The organism is Gemmobacter aquatilis, from assembly GCF_900110025.1.
Lineage (GTDB): Bacteria > Pseudomonadota > Alphaproteobacteria > Rhodobacterales > Rhodobacteraceae > Gemmobacter > Gemmobacter aquatilis.
In genome coordinates this window covers 1-16,714 of record NZ_FOCE01000005.1, presented here as the reverse complement: position 1 = coordinate 16,714, position 16,714 = coordinate 1, and the positions used below count along the sequence as shown (strand labels likewise).

The 16,714-nt window shown below is 64.5% G+C and carries 20 protein-coding genes; 10 read left to right on the top strand and 10 right to left on the bottom strand.

Annotated features, from left to right (window positions below; translation table 11 throughout):
- Positions 1 to 71 precede the first annotated feature (71 nt).
- Genes BMX43_RS10055 through BMX43_RS10045 form a run of 3 tightly spaced genes read right to left on the bottom strand, consistent with a single transcriptional unit; the run spans position 72 to position 2,131 of the window.
- On the bottom strand, positions 72 to 1,244 hold the full coding sequence (locus BMX43_RS10055) for an HD domain-containing protein (protein WP_091300946.1): 1,173 nt from the start codon (positions 1,242 to 1,244) through the stop codon (positions 72 to 74).
- Complete coding sequence (locus BMX43_RS10050; RefSeq protein WP_091300945.1) at positions 1,237 to 1,470, bottom strand: hypothetical protein; 234 nt, start codon at positions 1,468 to 1,470, stop codon at positions 1,237 to 1,239. The genes BMX43_RS10055 and BMX43_RS10050 overlap by 8 nt, the downstream gene beginning before the upstream one ends.
- A gap of 1 nt (position 1,471) precedes the next feature.
- The gene (locus BMX43_RS10045; RefSeq protein WP_091301438.1) at positions 1,472 to 2,131 is read right to left on the bottom strand and encodes an alpha/beta hydrolase; all 660 of its coding nucleotides are present in this window, start codon (positions 2,129 to 2,131) and stop codon (positions 1,472 to 1,474) included.
- A 141-nt stretch (positions 2,132 to 2,272) separates the two neighbouring features.
- On the opposite strand from BMX43_RS10045, the gene iscR reads away from it, so the two are divergent.
- Genes iscR through BMX43_RS10030 form a run of 3 tightly spaced genes read left to right on the top strand, consistent with a single transcriptional unit; the run spans position 2,273 to position 5,111 of the window.
- Positions 2,273 to 2,734 (top strand): Fe-S cluster assembly transcriptional regulator IscR, encoded by a 462-nt coding sequence (iscR, locus tag BMX43_RS10040; RefSeq protein WP_091300943.1) that lies wholly within the window; start codon positions 2,273 to 2,275, stop codon positions 2,732 to 2,734.
- Positions 2,734 to 4,359 (top strand): citramalate synthase, encoded by a 1,626-nt coding sequence (cimA, locus tag BMX43_RS10035; protein ID WP_091300941.1) that lies wholly within the window; start codon positions 2,734 to 2,736, stop codon positions 4,357 to 4,359. The genes iscR and cimA overlap by 1 nt, the downstream gene beginning before the upstream one ends.
- Positions 4,356 to 5,111 (top strand): phytoene/squalene synthase family protein, encoded by a 756-nt coding sequence (locus BMX43_RS10030; RefSeq protein ID WP_091300939.1) that lies wholly within the window; start codon positions 4,356 to 4,358, stop codon positions 5,109 to 5,111. Before cimA ends, BMX43_RS10030 begins: the two co-directional genes overlap by 4 nt.
- 169 nt (positions 5,112 to 5,280) lie before the next feature.
- Here the strand turns inward: BMX43_RS10030 and BMX43_RS10025 are convergent, their stop codons facing one another.
- Together BMX43_RS10025 and BMX43_RS10020 are read right to left on the bottom strand one after the other, a co-directional pair.
- Positions 5,281 to 5,943 (bottom strand): alpha/beta hydrolase, encoded by a 663-nt coding sequence (locus tag BMX43_RS10025; protein ID WP_091300937.1) that lies wholly within the window; start codon positions 5,941 to 5,943, stop codon positions 5,281 to 5,283.
- On the bottom strand, positions 5,940 to 6,569 hold the full coding sequence (locus tag BMX43_RS10020; protein WP_091300936.1) for a DNA-3-methyladenine glycosylase family protein: 630 nt from the start codon (positions 6,567 to 6,569) through the stop codon (positions 5,940 to 5,942). The genes BMX43_RS10025 and BMX43_RS10020 overlap by 4 nt, the downstream gene beginning before the upstream one ends.
- A gap of 77 nt (positions 6,570 to 6,646) precedes the next feature.
- Between BMX43_RS10020 and BMX43_RS10015 the strand changes: the two genes are divergently transcribed.
- The 6 genes from BMX43_RS10015 to pgi all read left to right on the top strand — a co-directional run bounded on the left by BMX43_RS10015 (position 6,647) and on the right by pgi (position 13,288).
- Positions 6,647 to 7,867 (top strand): MFS transporter, encoded by a 1,221-nt coding sequence (locus tag BMX43_RS10015; RefSeq protein WP_091300933.1) that lies wholly within the window; start codon positions 6,647 to 6,649, stop codon positions 7,865 to 7,867.
- A gap of 179 nt (positions 7,868 to 8,046) precedes the next feature.
- Positions 8,047 to 8,631: an HNH endonuclease gene (locus BMX43_RS10010; protein ID WP_091300932.1), complete on the top strand. Its 585-nt coding sequence runs from the start codon at positions 8,047 to 8,049 to the stop codon at positions 8,629 to 8,631.
- Between the two features lie 86 nt (positions 8,632 to 8,717).
- Positions 8,718 to 9,413: an MgtC/SapB family protein gene (locus BMX43_RS10005; RefSeq protein WP_091300930.1), complete on the top strand. Its 696-nt coding sequence runs from the start codon at positions 8,718 to 8,720 to the stop codon at positions 9,411 to 9,413.
- 131 nt (positions 9,414 to 9,544) lie between these two features.
- Positions 9,545 to 10,999 carry a glucose-6-phosphate dehydrogenase gene (gene zwf / locus BMX43_RS10000; protein ID WP_091300928.1) on the top strand — a complete coding sequence of 485 codons (1,455 nt, stop codon included), beginning with the start codon at positions 9,545 to 9,547 and terminating at the stop codon, positions 10,997 to 10,999.
- The gene (gene pgl, locus BMX43_RS09995) at positions 10,996 to 11,667 is read left to right on the top strand and encodes a 6-phosphogluconolactonase (RefSeq protein WP_091300926.1); all 672 of its coding nucleotides are present in this window, start codon (positions 10,996 to 10,998) and stop codon (positions 11,665 to 11,667) included. Before zwf ends, pgl begins: the two co-directional genes overlap by 4 nt.
- A 19-nt stretch (positions 11,668 to 11,686) precedes the next feature.
- Positions 11,687 to 13,288: a glucose-6-phosphate isomerase gene (gene pgi, locus BMX43_RS09990; RefSeq protein ID WP_091300924.1), complete on the top strand. Its 1,602-nt coding sequence runs from the start codon at positions 11,687 to 11,689 to the stop codon at positions 13,286 to 13,288.
- A gap of 92 nt (positions 13,289 to 13,380) precedes the next feature.
- Here pgi and BMX43_RS09985 read toward each other — a convergent pair whose 3' ends face one another.
- Positions 13,381 to 13,734, bottom strand: a complete 354-nt coding sequence (locus BMX43_RS09985; protein ID WP_091300922.1) for a RidA family protein — start codon at positions 13,732 to 13,734, stop codon at positions 13,381 to 13,383.
- 296 nt (positions 13,735 to 14,030) lie between these two features.
- Here BMX43_RS09985 and BMX43_RS09980 point away from each other — a divergent pair, with 296 nt between their 5' ends.
- Positions 14,031 to 14,612 carry a CHAP domain-containing protein gene (locus BMX43_RS09980; RefSeq protein ID WP_245749443.1) on the top strand — a complete coding sequence of 194 codons (582 nt, stop codon included), beginning with the start codon at positions 14,031 to 14,033 and terminating at the stop codon, positions 14,610 to 14,612.
- A gap of 153 nt (positions 14,613 to 14,765) precedes the next feature.
- Here the strand turns inward: BMX43_RS09980 and BMX43_RS09975 are convergent, their stop codons facing one another.
- The 4 genes from BMX43_RS09975 to BMX43_RS09960 form a co-directional block, all read right to left on the bottom strand.
- Complete coding sequence (locus BMX43_RS09975) at positions 14,766 to 15,836, bottom strand: tyrosine-type recombinase/integrase (protein WP_091300921.1); 1,071 nt, start codon at positions 15,834 to 15,836, stop codon at positions 14,766 to 14,768.
- On the bottom strand, positions 15,725 to 15,991 hold the full coding sequence (locus BMX43_RS20495; RefSeq protein ID WP_175482078.1) for a helix-turn-helix domain-containing protein: 267 nt from the start codon (positions 15,989 to 15,991) through the stop codon (positions 15,725 to 15,727). The genes BMX43_RS09975 and BMX43_RS20495 overlap by 112 nt, the downstream gene beginning before the upstream one ends.
- 50 nt (positions 15,992 to 16,041) lie before the next feature.
- Positions 16,042 to 16,377, bottom strand: a complete 336-nt coding sequence (locus tag BMX43_RS09965; protein ID WP_175482077.1) for a thermonuclease family protein — start codon at positions 16,375 to 16,377, stop codon at positions 16,042 to 16,044.
- 74 nt (positions 16,378 to 16,451) lie between these two features.
- A partial coding sequence (locus tag BMX43_RS09960) for an ATP-binding protein (protein WP_175482076.1) occupies positions 16,452 to 16,714 on the bottom strand: 263 nt, incomplete at its 5' end.

Here is a 16,714-nt window from a genome sequence, read left to right as displayed (position 1 = left end):
CTGTTCGCTGCATAGCGGAAAAAGACAGGCTTGGGAAGCCCGGTATGCAGATGTATACCGAAATTTGCGCCTCACGGCGCGACCTCGAAAAACACCCGCGTCTGCGCCCGCACCCAGTGCCAGATCCCCGGCGCGCCCCGGGCCACCTTGGCCCCCACGCGGCTTTCCAGCTGCTCCGCCGTCACCTGATAGGTGATCCATGTGCCACCGCCCGACATCAGGTTGGCCATCACCGGCTGCACCCGGTCCAGGCTCTTGGCAAACACGGCATCCGGCGTCTCCGCCGCCTCGAACTCGTGCCACAGCGCCCGCAGGGCAGCGCCTTGCGTTCCGGGCAGCAAGCCGAACAGCCGTTCGGCGGCGGCGGCCTCGGCGGCCTGCGTGTCGGCGCTGGCATGGGCCTGCCCGTTGGCCGAATGGATCGGCACATCGCCCACGTCGATTTCCACCAGATCATGGATCAGCAACATGCGGATCACCCGCGCAAGGTTCACCCCGACCCCGGCCTGATCGCCCAGCACCAGCGCATACAGCGCCAGATGCCAACTGTGTTCGCCCGAATTTTCGGGGCGCGAACCATCGACCAGCGTCGTCGCCCGGTAGACCGATTTCAGCCGGTCCGCCTCGGCCAGAAAACCCAGCCGCGCCAGCAGATCGGCGGGCGTGGCCTCGGGCACACCCGCCCCAACCAGCAGGCTGGAGGCCAGCGCATGCACCTCGGGCCATTCGGCGCGGAACCGCGCCGCGCGCCCGGTCGCCAGATTGTCGCGCACCACATCCAGATGATCGGGCAGGGGGTCGGGCGCGTGCAGCACCTGAAAGATCGGCTGCGTATGGTCCAGCCGCTTGGCAAAACGGGCATCCGCCGTTTCCGCCGCCTCGAACTCGCGCCACAGCGCCAGCAGGGCCATGCCCTGATCCTCCGGCAACAGCCCGAAGATCCGCAGCGCCGCCGCATCCTCGGCCTGCGCCACCGCCACCGGATCATGTTCCAGATGGATCGGATGGTCGCCCACGTCGATTTCCACCAGATCATGCAGCAGCAGCATGGCGATGACGCGATCCACGTCCACACCCGGCGGCACGTCATCCGCCATCACCAGCGCATACAGCGCCAGATGCCAGCTGTGTTCCGCCACATTCTCGGGCCGGGCCAGCGACATCAGCACGCTCGCCCGCTCCACCGCCTTCAGCCGGTCCGCCTCGTTCAGAAAGGCGAATTGCCGGGCCAGACGGTCACTCACCGGCGATCCCCTTGCGATGGGCGGCCAGTTTCTTTTCCAGAAACTCCCGCCCGCGCCGTTCCGCCAGCCGCACCCGCATCGCCGTCAGAAAGCCGTCTTCCATCGACGGCGACAGCGAGCCCAGCATCTTGGCCACCTCCAGATAGAAGCGGTCATTGCCCATCTCGTCCATCGCCTGCAAGACATCCCGGGCCAAGGCGTCGGAAAGATCGTCGGTGACGCTCATCTCAGCGCGACACCTCGCCCAGACGGCGCTTCACATAGCCCGACACCGTGTCGATCATCGGCTTCATATGCGCCTCGTCATCCTTGAAGAAGTGATCGGCACCTTCGATCACCTGATGGGTGATGGTGATACCCTTCTGCTCGTGCAGCTTGTTCACCAGGCTCACGGTATCCTTTGGCGGCGCCACCCGGTCGGCCGAGCCGTTGATGATCAGGCCCGAAGACGGGCAGGGGGCGAGGAAGCTGAAATCATACATGTTCGCAGGCGGAGAGACCGAAACGAAGCCGGTGATTTCCGGGCGCCGCATCAGCAACTGCATCCCGATCCAGGCGCCAAAACTGAAACCCGCCACCCAGCAATGCTTGGAATTCTGGTTCATGCTCTGCAGGTAATCCAGCGCCGAGGCCGCGTCCGACAGCTCGCCAATACCCTGATCGTATTCGCCCTGGCTGCGCCCCACGCCGCGGAAATTGAACCGCAGCACGGTGAAGCCCAGATTGTAGAAGGCGTAATGCAGGTTGTAGACAACCTTGTTGTTCATCGTGCCGCCAAATTGCGGATGCGGATGCAGCACGATGGCGATGGGGGCGTCACGGTCCTTTTGCGGGTGATAACGGCCTTCAAGACGGCCTTCGGGGCCGGCAAAGATCACTTCGGGCATTTCGTCGCCTTTTTCTGTCGCACCGCCCATGGAGATTGCGCAATCCGGGCGGTTGAATTAAGTCCCGACGGGCCGAAGCCCGGGGCTTGACGTGAGTTAAGCGCCCGGATCGGGCGCGTCAATGGATTTGGGGGGCGGGCGATGAAACTCTCGACAAAGGGTCGCTATGCAATGGTGGCACTGGCGGATCTCGCGCTGTCCAGGCCCGAGGATCTCGTCTCCCTCGCCGAAATTTCCAAACGGCAGGATATTTCACTGCCCTATCTGGAACAGCTTTTCGTCAAATTGCGCCGCGCCGGTCTGGTCGAGGCGGTGCGCGGCCCCGGGGGTGGCTACCGTCTGGCCAAGCCGCCCGCCGAAATCCGCGTGTCCGAAATCATGGAGGCGGTGGAGGAAACCGTGAACGCCATGCACACCGGCGCAGGCGCCACCGGCGCCGTGTCGGGCAGCCGCGCCCAGTCGCTCACCAACCGGCTGTGGGAGGGGTTGTCGGCCCATGTCTATGTCTTCCTGCACCAGACCCGCCTGTCCGACGTGATCCGCAACGAAATGCGCCCATGCCCCGCCGTGCCCGCCCTGTTCCGCGTTGTGGATGAAGACTGATGACCCGCGAGCGTCTTTACCTGTTCGACACCACCCTGCGCGACGGCCAGCAAACGCAGGGCGTGCACTTCTCGATGCCCGAAAAGATCCAGATCACCCATGCGCTCGATGCTTTGGGCGTGGATTACATCGAAGGCGGCTGGCCGGGCGCCAACCCGACCGACAGCGATTTCTTCGAAGCCCGCCCGCAGACCCGCGCCACCTTCACCGCCTTTGGCATGACCAAACGCAGCGGGCGCAGCGCCGCGAATGACGAGGTTCTGGCCGGTGTGCTGAACGCAGGCACCCCCGCCGTCTGCCTTGTCGGCAAAAGCCATGATTTCCACGTCACCACCGCGCTTGGCATCACCCTGCCGGAAAACCTGGAAAACATCGCGGCCTCCATCGCCCATCTGGTCGCCATGGGGCGCGAGGCGCTGTTTGACGCCGAACATTTCTTCGATGGCTACAAGGCCAACCCGACCTATGCGCTGCAATGCCTGCACGCCGCCCGGACCGCAGGCGCCCGCTGGATCGTGCTCTGCGACACCAATGGCGGCACGCTACCGGCCGAGGTGGGCCGCATCACCGCCGATGTAATCGCCTCGGGCATCCCCGGCGATCGGCTGGGCATCCATTGCCACGATGATACCGGCAATGCGGTGGCCAATTCGCTGGCCGCCGTGCTGGCCGGGGCGCGCCAGATTCAGGGCACGCTGAACGGGCTGGGCGAACGCTGCGGCAATGCCAACCTGACGACCCTGATCCCGACGCTGCTGCTGAAACAGCCCTTCGCCAGCCAGTTCGACACCGGCATCACCCCCGCCGCGCTGGCGTCGCTGCTGAAAACCTCGCGGATGCTGGATGACATCCTCAACCGCGTGCCGCTGCGTTCCGCGCCTTACGTCGGCGCCTCGGCCTTCGCGCACAAGGCCGGACTGCACGCCTCGGCCATCCTGAAAGACCCCACCACCTACGAACATATCGACCCCGCGCTGGTCGGCAATGCCCGCCTGATCCCGATGAGCAATCAGGCCGGCCAGTCCAACCTGCGCGCCCGCCTCGCCGCCGCCGGGATCGAGGTTGCGCCCAATGATCCGCGCCTCTCGGGCATCCTCGACACGATCAAGCTGCGCGAAGACGAAGGCTATGCCTATGACGGCGCGCAGGCCTCGTTCGAACTGCTGGCCCGCCGCGCGCTGGACCTGTGCCCCGCGTTTTTCGAGGTGAAGCGCTACCGCGTTACCGTCGAACGCCGCAAGAACAAGTATAACGACATGGTCACTCTGTCCGAGGCCGTCGTCGTGGTGAAGATCGGCGGCGAAAAGGTCATGTCGGTGTCCGACAGCATGGATGAAGACGGCGCCGATCGCGGCCCGGTCAACGCGCTGGCCAAGGCGCTTGGCAAGGATCTCGGCCCCTATCAATCCTGCATCGACGACATGAAACTGGTCGATTTCAAGGTCCGCATCACGCAAGGCGGCACCGAGGCGGTGACCCGCGTCATCATCGACAGCGAAGACGGGCAGGGGCGGCGCTGGTCCACCGTCGGCGTCAGCCCCAACATCGTCGATGCCAGTTTCGAGGCGCTGCTCGATGCGATCCAGTGGAAGCTGATCCGCGATCATGTGACGCCCGCACAATGAGCGACGCCTGCGCCGCACTGGTCGAACGCGCCGACCCGGACCGCTTTACCGCCACCATGGCCGCCCCGCCCGATGCGCGCGGCCCGCTCTGGGTGCTTTACGCCTTCAACGTCGAGGTGGCCCGCGCCCCCTGGGCCAGCAAGGAACCGATGATCGCCGAAATGCGCCTGCAATGGTGGCGCGACGCGGTAGAGGCCGAGGCCGCAGGCCCCGCCACCCCGCATGAGGTGATGTCGCCGCTGGGCAAGCTGATCCGCACCCGCGCCCTGCCGCTGGCCGTGCTGGATACAATGATCGCCGCCCGCCGCTGGGACATCTACCGCGACGCGCATGAGGATGCGGCAGCCCTGGCCGCCTATCTGGATGATACCGGCGGCAGCCTGATGTGGCTGGCCTGCAAGGCGCTGGGGGCCGAGCCTGCGCAGGAAGCGGCGGCGCGTTCGGCGGGCTGGGCGCTGGCGCTGGCCAATTACCTGCGCGCGGTGCCGCAACTGGAAGATCTCGGGCGCATCCCTTTGGTGGACGGTCGGGCCGAGGCCGTGGCGGCTTTGGCGCGCGACGGGCTGGCGCGGCTCGATCTGGCGCGCCGCGCCCGTCTGCCCCGCGCCGCCCTGCTGTCCGCCCATCTGACCCGCCCGCTGCTGACGCTGGCCGCGCGCGAACCGGGGCGCGTGGCAGAAGGCGCGCTGATCCTGCCGGAATTCACCCGGCGGCGGCGCTTGCTGTCGCAGGCGCTGACCGGGCGGTTCTGAGCGGTCTGGGCCGCAGAGGGGGCGCTGCCCCCGTCGCCTGCGGCGACTCCCCCGGAGTATTTTTGCCAGGATGAAGCGTAAGAGCGGGATTTCTGGACGGGCGGATTTTGCCCGACAGCGGGTGAACCGGGGGTGTACGGGGGGCGCCGCGATGTCACCCCCCCTGTTTTCAGGCCGGAAGCTTGTCTTTCAGGAAGGACAGCGCCACCTGCAGCCCGTCTGGCGCGATGCCATGGCCGGTGCCCTTCATCACATGCCCATAGGTTTCGAACCCCGCCGCGACCAAGGCGTTTCCGGCGCGGCCCATGTCTTCGAACGGCACCATCTCGTCGGCATCGCCATGGATCAGCAGCACCGGCGGCTTGACCCGCGCCTCGGCCTCCAGCAGCTCCGGCACCAGCAGCCGGCCCGAGAAGGCAACCACGCCCGCAATGGCGCGATCACGGCGCGGGGCGATATGCAGGCTCATCATCGACCCTTGCGAAAATCCAACCAGAGCAAGGGCTTCCGGCTCGATGTTCTCTTCCTTCATCTTGGCGTCAAGAAAGGCGTTCAGCGCGAGGATGGAGCGCGCCATGCTCGCTTTCGCCGCCTCTTCCGACGATCCGTCAAGCCAGGGGATCGGAAACCACTGAAAGCCGAAAGGGTTGTTGACGCAGGGTTCCGGCGCGTTGGGGCTATAGAACACCGTATCGGGCAGATGTTGCGCCAGCGGATCGGCCAGACCCAACAGGTCGTTGCCATCGGCGCCATAGCCATGGACAAACACCACCATTGAGCGCGCCTTGCCCGATTTCGGCGCCTTGCGCCGCGATTCCAACTGTTGCGTCATCTGATCCCCTCGCGTTCCTTTGCCACCCGGTAGTAGGCCCAGAGCAGCCGCGCCGCAACCGCCCGCCACGGGCTCCACGCCTCGGCCATGGCCCGCATCTCGCGTTCCTTCGGGCGATTTTCCAGCCCAAACAACAGCTTGGCGCCCTCTTGCAGCGCCAGATCATTGGCGGCAAACACATCGGCACGGCCAAGGCTGAACATGGCATAGATCTCGGCCGTCCAGCGCCCTATGCCTTGCAGTTCAATAAGTTGCGCGATGATCTTCTCATCCGGCATCCGGCGCAGAGATGCGAAATCCACCTGCGCTTCGGCCAGCGCCCTTGCATAGCGCAGCTTCGGGCGCGACAGCCCGCAACCGCGCAGGTCTTCATCCGTCGCGGCGCGGATCGCCTCGGGGGTGACCATGCCCGCCGCCTCCATCCGCCCCCAGATCGCGCGGGCCGAGGCGACGGAAACCTGTTGGCTGACAATGGCGCCCAGTAGTTCGGCGAACCCCTCCGGTTTGCGGCGCAGCGGCAATTCTCCTGTCAGGACATAGGCTTGCGCGAATCTGTTGTCATGGCGCGAAAGCCAGTCCATGCCCTCGGCCAGATCCTGTGGCCCCTCGATGATGCGCCCGACCATGGATTTCCCCGTTTTGCCGCAGCCTAATCCGCAGGATCGCCCTTGCACAAGCGGTGGCGGCGGGCTTACCTCGCGCCATGAGCGAGACATTCACCCTCCCCGACGACCGGATTGCCCGCCGCAACGTGTGGGTGCTGATTGCCGCACAGGCGATTCTTGGCGCGCAGATGCCGGTGATCTTCACCATCGCCGGGCTGGCCGGGCAATCGCTCGCCTCCAACCCCTGCTGGGCCACGTTGCCGATTTCGCTGGCGGTGATCGGCTCGATGCTTGCGGCGCAGCCCTTGTCGGCGATCATGCAGAAATGGGGGCGGCGGGTCGGGTTCGTGATCGGCGCGCTGTCGGGGGCACTTGGCGCGGCACTTGCAGCTTATGCGCTAAGCATCGGATCTTTCGCGCTTTTCGCGATCAGCGGCCTGTTTACCGGCGGATATATGTCGGCGCAGGGCTTCTACCGCTTTGCTGCCGCCGACATGGCGTCAGAGACCTATCGGCCCAAGGCAATTTCCGGCGTGATGGCGGGCGGGCTGCTGTCGGCAGTGTTCGGCCCGCAACTGGTGAAGGTCACCTCGCAGGCGCTGGTCGTGCCGTTTCTGGGCAGCTATCTGGCGGTGATCGCCCTCAACCTGTTGGGAATGTTCCTGTTTGCCGCGCTGAAAAGCCCGCGTCCTGCACCGCGTCAGGCGGGCGCGCCGTTGGGCCGCAGCCGGATGGAGCTGTTGCGCACGCCCGCCATCGCCGTGGCGATGATCTGCGCCACAGTCAGCTATGCGCTGATGAACCTCGTGATGACCTCTTCGCCGCTGGCGGTGGTGGGCTGCGGGTTCGAGACGGCGGATGCTGCGAATGTGGTGACGGGCCATGTGCTGGCGATGTATGCCCCCTCGTTCTTCACCGGCCATATCATCGCCCGGCTGGGCGCGGAAAAGGTGGTGGCGCTTGGCCTGACCATTCTGGCGGCGGCGGGGGCGGTGGCCATGGCGGGCGTCGCGCTGGAGAATTTCTTCATCGCCTTGATCTTGCTGGGAATTGGCTGGAATTTCGGCTTCATCGGCGCCACCGCCATGCTGTCGGCCAACCATACGGTGCAGGAACGCGGGCGGATGCAGGGGCTGAACGATTTCGTGGTGTTCGCCGGGGTTTCGACCGCCTCTTTCGCCTCGGGCGGGTTGATGAACTGTTCGGGCGGCTCGGTTCAGGCCGGGTGGTCGGCGGTGAACATGGCGATGTTGCCGTTCCTTGTGCTGGCGGGTGGGGCGCTGATCTGGTTCGCGCTGCGGCCCAAGGAAACCCGGTAAGCCTGAAATTTAGGCAAATACTGTCACGATGCCGTCACGCAAGCTTGCGACAAAGTTGCGCGAGAGTATGGGGCTTGTCACATCGCAACCGCGATATATAGTTTTTTCTGTCGGGGCGGCTCTCCCCGCCTTGGCAGCCGGTGGCGGTTTGCGAAGCAAAGGCGGAGTCTTTGGGCACTATGGACGGTAATTTCAGAACGACTTTCGTGCGGGAACCCGCAAACCTGAGGCACTATCCGGCGTTGGTGCTCAACGCCGATTATCGGCCCTTGTCTTATTACCCGCTCAGCCTCTGGCCCTGGCAGGAGGCGATCAAGGCGGTCTGTCTGGACCGGGTGCAGATCGTCGCCGAATACGAACAGACGGTGCGAAGCCAGAGGGCGGAGTTCCGCATACCTTCGGTGGTCGTTCTCAAAGATTTCGTCAAACCCCAGAAGCGCGTGGCATTCACGCGCTTCAATCTTTTTCTGAGGGACGAATTCTGCTGCCAATACTGTGGCAGCAAGGGCGATCTGACCTTCGACCATGTGCTGCCACGGTCACGCGGTGGGATCACCAGTTGGGAAAACGTGGTGGCGGCCTGTTCGCCCTGCAACCTGCGCAAGGCGGACAAGACGCTGCGGCAGACGGGGATGCGGCTGGCCAAACCCGCCCGCGCCCCGACTGCCGAGGAGATGCAGGCCCATGGCCGCCGCTTCCCGCCCAACCACCTGCATGACAGTTGGCTGGACTATCTGTATTGGGATGCTGAACTGGACGCCTGATTTCGGTTTTGTCGCAAAACTGTCGTAAAACCGTTACAAATTCCGCACCGGGCAGCTAAGCTGGCCTCCTTTGACTGGAGAGCCGGATGATCCCTTCGCTTGACCTTGCCGCGATCAACATGGCCGTGGCGCTTGGCTGCGGCGCGCTGATCGGGTCGGAACGGCAGGTGCGCCAAAGGATGGCCGGGCTGCGCACCAATGCGCTTGTCGCGCTGGGGGCGGCGAGTTTTGTTCTGTTTTCAACGCTTTTCCCCAATGAAGTCAGCCCGACCCGTGTTGCGGCGCAGGTGGTCAGCGGCATCGGCTTTCTGGGGGCCGGGATCATTTTCCGCGACGGGTTCAATGTGCACGGGCTGAACACGGCGGCGACGTTGTGGTGTTCGGCGGCGGTGGGGCTGATGGCGGGGGCGGGGTTCTGGCCCCATGCGCTGATGCTGACCGGCTTTGTCGTGTTCATCAATCTGGGGCTGCGGCCGCTGGTGAAGTGGCTGAAACGCAAGACCAATGCCGGGGTGCCGATTCTGCGCCATTACCAGATCTGTATCACCGGCACGGCCGCGCAGGAGGCCGAGATCCGCGCGTTGCTGCTGCGCACGCTGGCGGTGGGTGGGCTGCATCTGGTGCAGATCGAGCTGGGCACGGCTGAGGGCGACGGGATCACTGTGACGGCCACCATAAATGCAGAAGGGCTGGTCGATTCCCTGCTGGATCAGGCGGCGGCGCGGCTGGCGGCGGAACCGGGGCTGCGCCGGGTCAGCTGGCAGGTGCTGGACGAGAACTGATCCCGGCAAAGCGTTTCCAAACCGGCCGATCAGGTGCTAGACTTTCGGTCGGCCAGCGGGTATGAACACTCTCGTTAGCGCTAACATCCGAGGCGGAGAGGCGCGGGCAGCAGTTGCAGCGGAGAGAGACCATGGTGTCGCGAGTCATTCCGGTTGAGGTCTTCGATCTCGTGATCTTTGGCGCGACGGGCGATCTGGCCCGGCGCAAGATCCTGCCGGGTCTGTATCGCCGCTATCTGGCAGGGCAGATCCCGCCAGACAGCCGCATCATCGGCGCCGCCCGTTCGGCGATGACCGAGGCGGAGTTCCGGCAGATGGTGCGCGAGGCGATTGACGAATTCGTCAGCCTCGACAAGCGCGACGCACGGATCATCAGCGAATTCATCGACCATCTGTCCTATGTCGCCGTCGATGCGAAGGGCGAGGAGGGCTGGGCGGCGCTGAAGGCGCTGGTGCGGCCGGACAGGGTGCAGGCCTTCTACTTCTCGGTGGCGCCGGCTTTGTTCGGCGATCTGGCCGAACGGCTGCACGCTTGGGGGATCGCCCATCCGCAAAGCCGGATCGTGGTGGAAAAGCCGTTTGGCCGCGATCTGCAAACGGCGCGCGCGCTCAATGCCACGCTGGCCGAGCATTTCTGCGAACAGCAGATCTACCGGATCGACCATTATCTGGGCAAGGAAACCGTGCAGAACCTGATGGCGGTGCGTTTCGCCAATATCCTGTTCGAACCGCTGTGGAACGCCCAATATATCGACCATGTGCAGATCACCGTGGCGGAAACCGTGGGGGTCGAAGGGCGGGGCGCCTATTACGACAAATCCGGCGCGATGCGGGATATGGTGCAGAACCACCTGATGCAGCTGATCTGCCTGATCGCGATGGAGCCGCCCTATCACTTTGACCCGAACGCCGTGCGGGATGAAAAGCTGAAGGTGATCCGCGCGCTGCAACCCGTGGCGCCAGAAGACATCGTGCGCGGCCAGTATCTGGGGCTGAAAGGCGCGCCGGGCTATATCGAGGACAGCGAGAACCCGGAGTCGAAAACCGAAAGCTATATCGCGCTGAAAGTGCAGGTGGCGAACTGGCGCTGGCAGGGCACGCCCTTCTATCTGCGCACCGGCAAGAAGCTGCGCGCGCGTGAATCGGAGATTGCGATCACCTTCAAGGAGCCGCCGCATTCGATCTTTGACGATGCGCCGGGCTGGCGGGAAAACGTGCTGGTGATCCGGTTGCAACCGAACGAGGGCATGAACCTGAAGGTGATGATCAAGGAACCGGGGCCGGGCGGGATGCGCCTTGTGCAGGTGCCGCTGGACATGAGCTTTGCCGATGCGCTGGGTGAAGAAGGGGCCGATATTCCCGACGCTTACGAACGGCTTATCATGGATGTGATCCGCGGCAACCAGACTCTGTTCATGCGGGGCGACGAGGTGGAGGCGGCCTGGGCCTGGACAGACCCGATCATCCAGGGCTGGGAGGCACGGGGCGACCGGCCGCGCGGCTATGATCCGGGCACCTCGGGGCCTGAAGATGCGCTGATGCTGATGCATCGCGACGGGCGCCGCTGGCGGGAGATCCGCGAGTGAATGTCCTCGAATATCCCGACCGCGAATTGCTGATGCTGTCGCTGGCCGACCGGCTGGCGGGAGAGTTGGCCGATTTCCTGCGGCGCGAGGGGCGGGCCTCGTTCTGTGTGCCGGGCGGCACCACGCCGGGGCCGATCTTCGACACGCTGTCGGGGGTGGATCTGGATTGGGCCAATGTCGCGGTGTTTCTGAACGACGAACGCTGGGTGCCGGAAAGCAACCCGCGGTCCAACACGCGGCTGCTGCGCGAGCGGTTGCTGCGCGGCAACGCCCGGTTGGCGCACTTGGTGCCGCTTTATGCCGAGGCCGAAACGCCTGAACCCATGCTGGAGACACTGGCCGAAGGGCTGCGCCCGCATCTGCCGATCTCGGTGCTGTTGCTGGGCATGGGGGCGGATATGCACACCGCCAGCCTGTTCCCCGGCGCCGACCGTCTGGCCGAGGCGCTGAGCCCCGACGCACCGATCCTGGTGCCGATGCGGGCCGATGCGGCGGGCGAGCCGCGCATCACCCTGTCGGCCCCGGTGCTGGCGGGGGCGATGAACATCCATATCCTGATCACCGGCGCGGACAAACGTGCCGCCCTTGAGCGTGCCGCGCACCTGAGCCCACTTGAAGCGCCGGTCGCCGCAGTGTTGAAGAACGCAACCGTCCATTGGGCGGGCTAAACTACAGGGACGCGAACCGATGACCGCACTGTTTCAGCCGCTGATCGACCACCATAGCGCCACCAAAGACACCCGCATTGCCGATCTTTTTGCCGCAGGCCGCGATGCGGCGGCGTTTTCCGTCGAACATGCGGGTTTGCTGTTCGATTTCTCGAAAACCGCGATTGATGACACGGCGCTACGCCTGCTGCTGGATCTGGCCGAAAAGCAGGGCGTTGCCGCCAAGCGCGAAGCCATGTTCTCCGGTGCGCAGATCAACGATACCGAGGGCCGCGCCGTGCTGCACACCGCGCTGCGCAACCTGTCTGCTTCGGTGATCGTCGAAGGCCGTGACGTGATGCCGGAGGTGCGGGCCACTCATGCCCGCCTGCAGGCCTTTGCGCGGGATGTGCGGTCGGGGCGCTTCACCGGGCAGGGCGGCAAGATCACCGATGTGGTGAATATCGGCATCGGCGGCTCCGATCTTGGCCCGGCCATGGCGGCGCTGGCGCTTGCGCCCTTTGCCGACGGGCCGCGCTGCCATTTCGTCTCGAATGTCGATGGTGCGCATATCGCCGATGTGCTGGCCGGGCTGAACCCGGAAACCACGCTGGTCATCGTTGCCTCGAAAACCTTCACCACCATCGAGACGATGACCAATGCCGATACCGCCAAGCGCTGGATGGCGGCGCGGGTGGCCAACCCTGCGGCACAATTCGCCGCCGTGTCCACTGCGGCGGATCGCACGGCGGCCTACGGGATTGATGCCGAACGGGTGTTCGGTTTCGAGGATTGGGTCGGCGGGCGCTATTCGATGTGGGGTCCGATCGGCCTTGTGCTGATGCTTGCCATTGGCCCCGAGGCGTTTGACGACTTCCTCGCCGGGGGCGCCGACATGGATGCGCATTTCCGCACCGCGCCCTTTGCGCAGAACCTGCCGGTGCTTCTGGCGCTGGTCGGGTTGTGGCACAATCAGGTCTGCGGCCATGCCACCCGCGCCGTGTTGCCCTATGAACAGCGCCTCAGCCGTCTGCCCGCCTATCTGCAACAGCTGGAGATGGAATCGAACGGCAAGCGCGTCAGCATGGATGGCGCCGATCTGCCCTATCACTCTGGCCCGGTGGTCTGGGGCGAACCCGGCACCAATGGCCAGCACGCCTTCTATCAGTTGATCCATCAGGGCACCCGCATCGTGCCCTGCGAATTCCTTGTGGGGCGCGAGGGGTTTGAACCCGCTCTGGCACATCAGCACCTGCTGCTGGTCGCCAACTGCCTTGCCCAATCCGAGGCGCTGATGCGCGGCCGTTCGCTGGACGAAGCCCGCGCCATCATGGCGAAAAAGGGCCTGACCGGGGCTGAACTGGAACGGCAGGCCCGCCACCGTGTCTTCCCGGGCAACCGTCCCTCCACCACGCTGGCCTATCCGAAGCTCACGCCCTTCGTGCTGGGGCAGATCATCGCGCTTTATGAACACCGCGTCTTTGTCGAGGGGGTGATCCTCGGCCTGAACAGCTATGATCAATGGGGGGTGGAACTGGGCAAGGAACTGGCGCTGGCGCTGCAACCGATCCTCGAAGGCACACAAAGCGCCGAAACCAAAGACGGCTCCACCCAGCAACTGGTGGCCTGGCTGCGCGCCTGATCCTTCATCTTGGCACAAATATCCCGCAGGGGGGCCGGGGGGCGCGCAGCCCCCCGGTCTTTTTTCGAATTTTCGCAGAAAATTCGGGCGCCTTACTTCAGCGCCGCCGTCACGATGACCTCGACCTTGTATTCCGGTGCGGCCAGCTTGGCTTCGCCGGTGGCGCGCGCAGGGGTATGGCCTTGCGGCACCCAGGTATCCCAGACCGCATTCATCTCGGCGAAATCCGCAATGTCGGCCAACCAGATCTGGGTGGACAGGATGCGGGTCTTATCGGTGCCCGCTGCGGCGAGGATGCGGTCCACCTCGGCCAGACAGGTTCGCGTCTGATCGGCGACCGAATCGCCGGGATTGCCGACCTGACCGGCCAGCCAGATGATGCCGTTGTAGCACACACCCTCGCTCATGCGGGCGCCGGTGCCGATGCGCTTGATATCGTCGTTCATGCGAAGCTCCTGAAAACTGACAGGGATGTGCTAGCGCCTGACCCGGCGAAAGGAAAGCCGTTCCCTGTGGGGGACAGGCCGAATCTCTGCGGGTTATCGCCGTATCCCGCTGGATCAAGAGGAGATTTTTGCCAGCCGTTCCCGCTGCGCGGTTTGCTGCCGCTGGATTGGTGGGGGGTGGCGGGTTTCGGCCTAACGAAATCCGGAGGGCTTGCCCAGACGGAACCGCCCGTGGCACCCAGACTGAAGAAATCGTTTAACCCTGAACGACCCAGACCTGACGGATAAGGACGGACATGATCTGCAAGACCGCATCTGCAGCCCTGCTTGCCTTCGCCCTTCTCGCACAGGCGCCCGTCGCGGAAGCCAAGAACAGCGATGCGCGGGGGGATGCACAGATCGCCCGCATGACGAAGCCTGTTGTGGCCGATGAAAAAGAGGCGCAGGTCGAAACCGAGGCGCTGCGCTCCGAGTTGAAACAGGCGGTGGCAGAAGTCGCCAGCGCGCCGCGCAAGGGGCGCCTCTGGTGTGTGCCTTTCGCCCGTGCGGTGTCGGGGATCGAGCTGAAGGGGAATGCGGTTACCTGGTGGAAGCAGGCGGCAGATCGCTACAAGCGTGGATCAGAACCGCAGGTCGGCGCTGTGATGAACTTTCGCGCCACCCGCAAGATGCCGATGGGCCATGTTGCCGTCGTGTCTCAGGTGGTGGACGAACGCCGCATCCTGATCGACCAGGCGAATTGGGAGCGCAACCGCATCACGCAGGATACACTGGTGATCGACATTTCCGCCCAGAACGACTGGTCGAAAGTGCGTGTGGAAAACTCGGCCGGCTCCATGGGCGCACCCTATCCGGTGTTCGGTTTCATCTACCGCTGACTTCGAGCGGGCGCGAAACGGATCAAGGCGCAGGCAGAAATGCTTTGCGCCTTTTCTTTTGCGATGTCTTGCAATGTCTGGGGAAAATTGGAGCGGGTGAAGGGAATCGAACCCTCGTCATCAGCTTGGGAAGGCAAAGCCGCCCGTTAATAATCAATGGCTTGCGCGGCGTTTCGGGGATTTCTTCGGGACTTGACCATTCAACGAGTATCCGTCCAACGCTGTCCGGAGGTCATCATCCAGCACATGAGCATAGCGCATCGTCGTCTCGATCTGGGTGTGCCCTAGCAGGCGCGAGACCAGCTTGAGATTGCCGGTCTGGCGCAACAATCGGGTGGCGAATGTGTGGCGCAGGTCGTGAAAGCGGAAGTCCTCGATGCCGGCATCTGAGACGGCGGCGCGGAATACCTCCATGATGCCGCCGCCCTGGCTGATCTTGTGGCGCGGCTGGCCCTTGGCCTTCTGGTTGATGTAGGTCAGCACATGGCGGGCGTGGGGCAGCGTGTCGGCGCGCGGCAGGGCTGACAGGAAAGCCCGCATCTCGCCACTGATCGGAAAGTGCCGGGTCTTGCCGCCCTTCTGCACAAAGCGAATGCGCGCGGCGTCCAGATCGACGGCAGACCATTGCAGGCTGCACAGCTCCGACAGGCGCAGGCCGGTCATCAACGCCGCCTTGACCAGCGGGTGAAGATCGTCGCGCAGGTGCTTTAAAAGGCGCGTCTGCTCGTCCTGTGTCAGCTCACGAATGCGCTCTTCCGCCTCGGCCACCTCGACAGACCGCAGGTCCAGATCCGGCAGGCTGGCCTTGTGGATGCGCTGCATGTGGCGCAGGGCCCGGCCAAGCAGCTGAAGCTCGCGGTTGACGGTGGCATTCGCCACGGTGGCCCGCCGCATCGAGACGTAGCGCTGCACCTCGGCCATGGTCAGATCGGGCAGGCGCTTCTTCGGATCTAGGATCGACAGCAGGGCCTTGCCTTGTGACAGCGTGGTGCGACCGGATGGCTGGTGCGCCGCGATGTCAGCGTAATAGGTGCCGATGGCCTCCGCCAGCGTGAAGATGCCGGGTGGAGCGTCTGTCAGGCTTTGCTTGGCCTTGACCCGCGCCTCGGCCTCTACGCCCTTGGCTTCCGCGAAGTCCTCGGTCCCGCAAGAGCCATGAACTCGACGACCCCTGATCTGGAAGTCGTAGTGCCAGAAGCGCGAGCCTTTGGGGCGGAATGGCATTGCTGGGTGCGTCCTGCGATGAATGAGGTCAGGTCTTCGGGCTTATAGCGGATCGTGCCGCTGGTCAGCATTACATAGGGCAGGCCCTTGTCACGCAAGCGCCGCAATGTCTTGGTCGAGACGCGCAGCAGGGCGGCTGCCTCGTCCGGTGTCATCAAGATAGAGCCAGCCGGTTCAGGCCCGGTGAATGTCTGCCTGCGGCCCATCACTCCCCCTCGCAGCGCGCATAGGCGCCACCACTGTAGCGCGGCCAATCGACGGCGTGCCCGGCTCTCACCATCTCGCAGGCCAGATCGCGCCCATCCGGCAGGTAGCAGGTGGCGACGGTGCGGCCATACCGATCGGCATTGCGCGGGTCGCAGGCGACAGGCTGGCCGTCGATCAGCGCCCGCAGGTAGGCGCGTGAGGCCAGGCCCCGCGGATCGTGCAGCTCGGGCGCGTCGATGCCCCAGAGGCGGATGCGCAGGGCGCCGTCGCGGATGGTGTCGCCGTCTGTGACGGTGATCGCGGCGGTCAGGCAGAGGGCGAGGGTGCAGGTCACATGTTGATTTCCACCCAGAAGTGACCCGGGGTTTTCATCGAGAATTGACCCGCCTGAAGGTTATGTTCTGCGGGTTATGCTGGGGTCAAGGCATGCGTGGCCTCCCTTTTCGTTTTGGCTACTGCTGAGCTTGCCTTGAAGCGGAAGCTGTCGTTTCCGGTCTCAAGGATGTGGCAGCGGTGGGTAAGACGATCAAGCAGGGCGGTGGTCATCTTGGCGTCGCCGAATACGGTTGCCCATTCGCTGAAGCTGAGGTTTGTAGTGATGATGACGCTTGTGCGTTCGTAGAGCTTGCTCAAGAGGTGGAACAGCAACGCCCCGCCCGAGGCGCTGAACG

Bases quoted from the DNA above. Each gene is read 5' to 3' on its own strand.
- BMX43_RS09980 (WP_245749443.1), top strand. From the start codon at position 14,031: ATGATCTGCAAGACCGCATCTGCAGCCCTGCTTGCCTTCGCCCTTCTC.
- BMX43_RS10005 (WP_091300930.1), top strand. From the start codon at position 8,718: ATGATCCCTTCGCTTGACCTTGCCGCGATCAACATGGCCGTGGCGCTT.
- BMX43_RS10025 (WP_091300937.1), bottom strand. From the start codon at position 5,943: ATGACGCAACAGTTGGAATCGCGGCGCAAGGCGCCGAAATCGGGCAAG.
- BMX43_RS10045 (WP_091301438.1), bottom strand. From the start codon at position 2,131: ATGCCCGAAGTGATCTTTGCCGGCCCCGAAGGCCGTCTTGAAGGCCGT.
- BMX43_RS20495 (WP_175482078.1), bottom strand. From the start codon at position 15,991: ATGACACCGGACGAGGCAGCCGCCCTGCTGCGCGTCTCGACCAAGACA.
- BMX43_RS09975 (WP_091300921.1), bottom strand. From the start codon at position 15,836: ATGCCATTCCGCCCCAAAGGCTCGCGCTTCTGGCACTACGACTTCCAG.
- iscR (WP_091300943.1), top strand. From the start codon at position 2,273: ATGAAACTCTCGACAAAGGGTCGCTATGCAATGGTGGCACTGGCGGAT.
- BMX43_RS09985 (WP_091300922.1), bottom strand. From the start codon at position 13,734: ATGAACGACGATATCAAGCGCATCGGCACCGGCGCCCGCATGAGCGAG.
- pgi (WP_091300924.1), top strand. From the start codon at position 11,687: ATGACCGCACTGTTTCAGCCGCTGATCGACCACCATAGCGCCACCAAA.
- BMX43_RS10015 (WP_091300933.1), top strand. From the start codon at position 6,647: ATGAGCGAGACATTCACCCTCCCCGACGACCGGATTGCCCGCCGCAAC.
- zwf (WP_091300928.1), top strand. From the start codon at position 9,545: ATGGTGTCGCGAGTCATTCCGGTTGAGGTCTTCGATCTCGTGATCTTT.
- BMX43_RS10030 (WP_091300939.1), top strand. From the start codon at position 4,356: ATGAGCGACGCCTGCGCCGCACTGGTCGAACGCGCCGACCCGGACCGC.
- BMX43_RS10050 (WP_091300945.1), bottom strand. From the start codon at position 1,470: ATGAGCGTCACCGACGATCTTTCCGACGCCTTGGCCCGGGATGTCTTG.
- cimA (WP_091300941.1), top strand. From the start codon at position 2,734: ATGACCCGCGAGCGTCTTTACCTGTTCGACACCACCCTGCGCGACGGC.
- BMX43_RS10010 (WP_091300932.1), top strand. From the start codon at position 8,047: ATGGACGGTAATTTCAGAACGACTTTCGTGCGGGAACCCGCAAACCTG.
- BMX43_RS10020 (WP_091300936.1), bottom strand. From the start codon at position 6,569: ATGGTCGGGCGCATCATCGAGGGGCCACAGGATCTGGCCGAGGGCATG.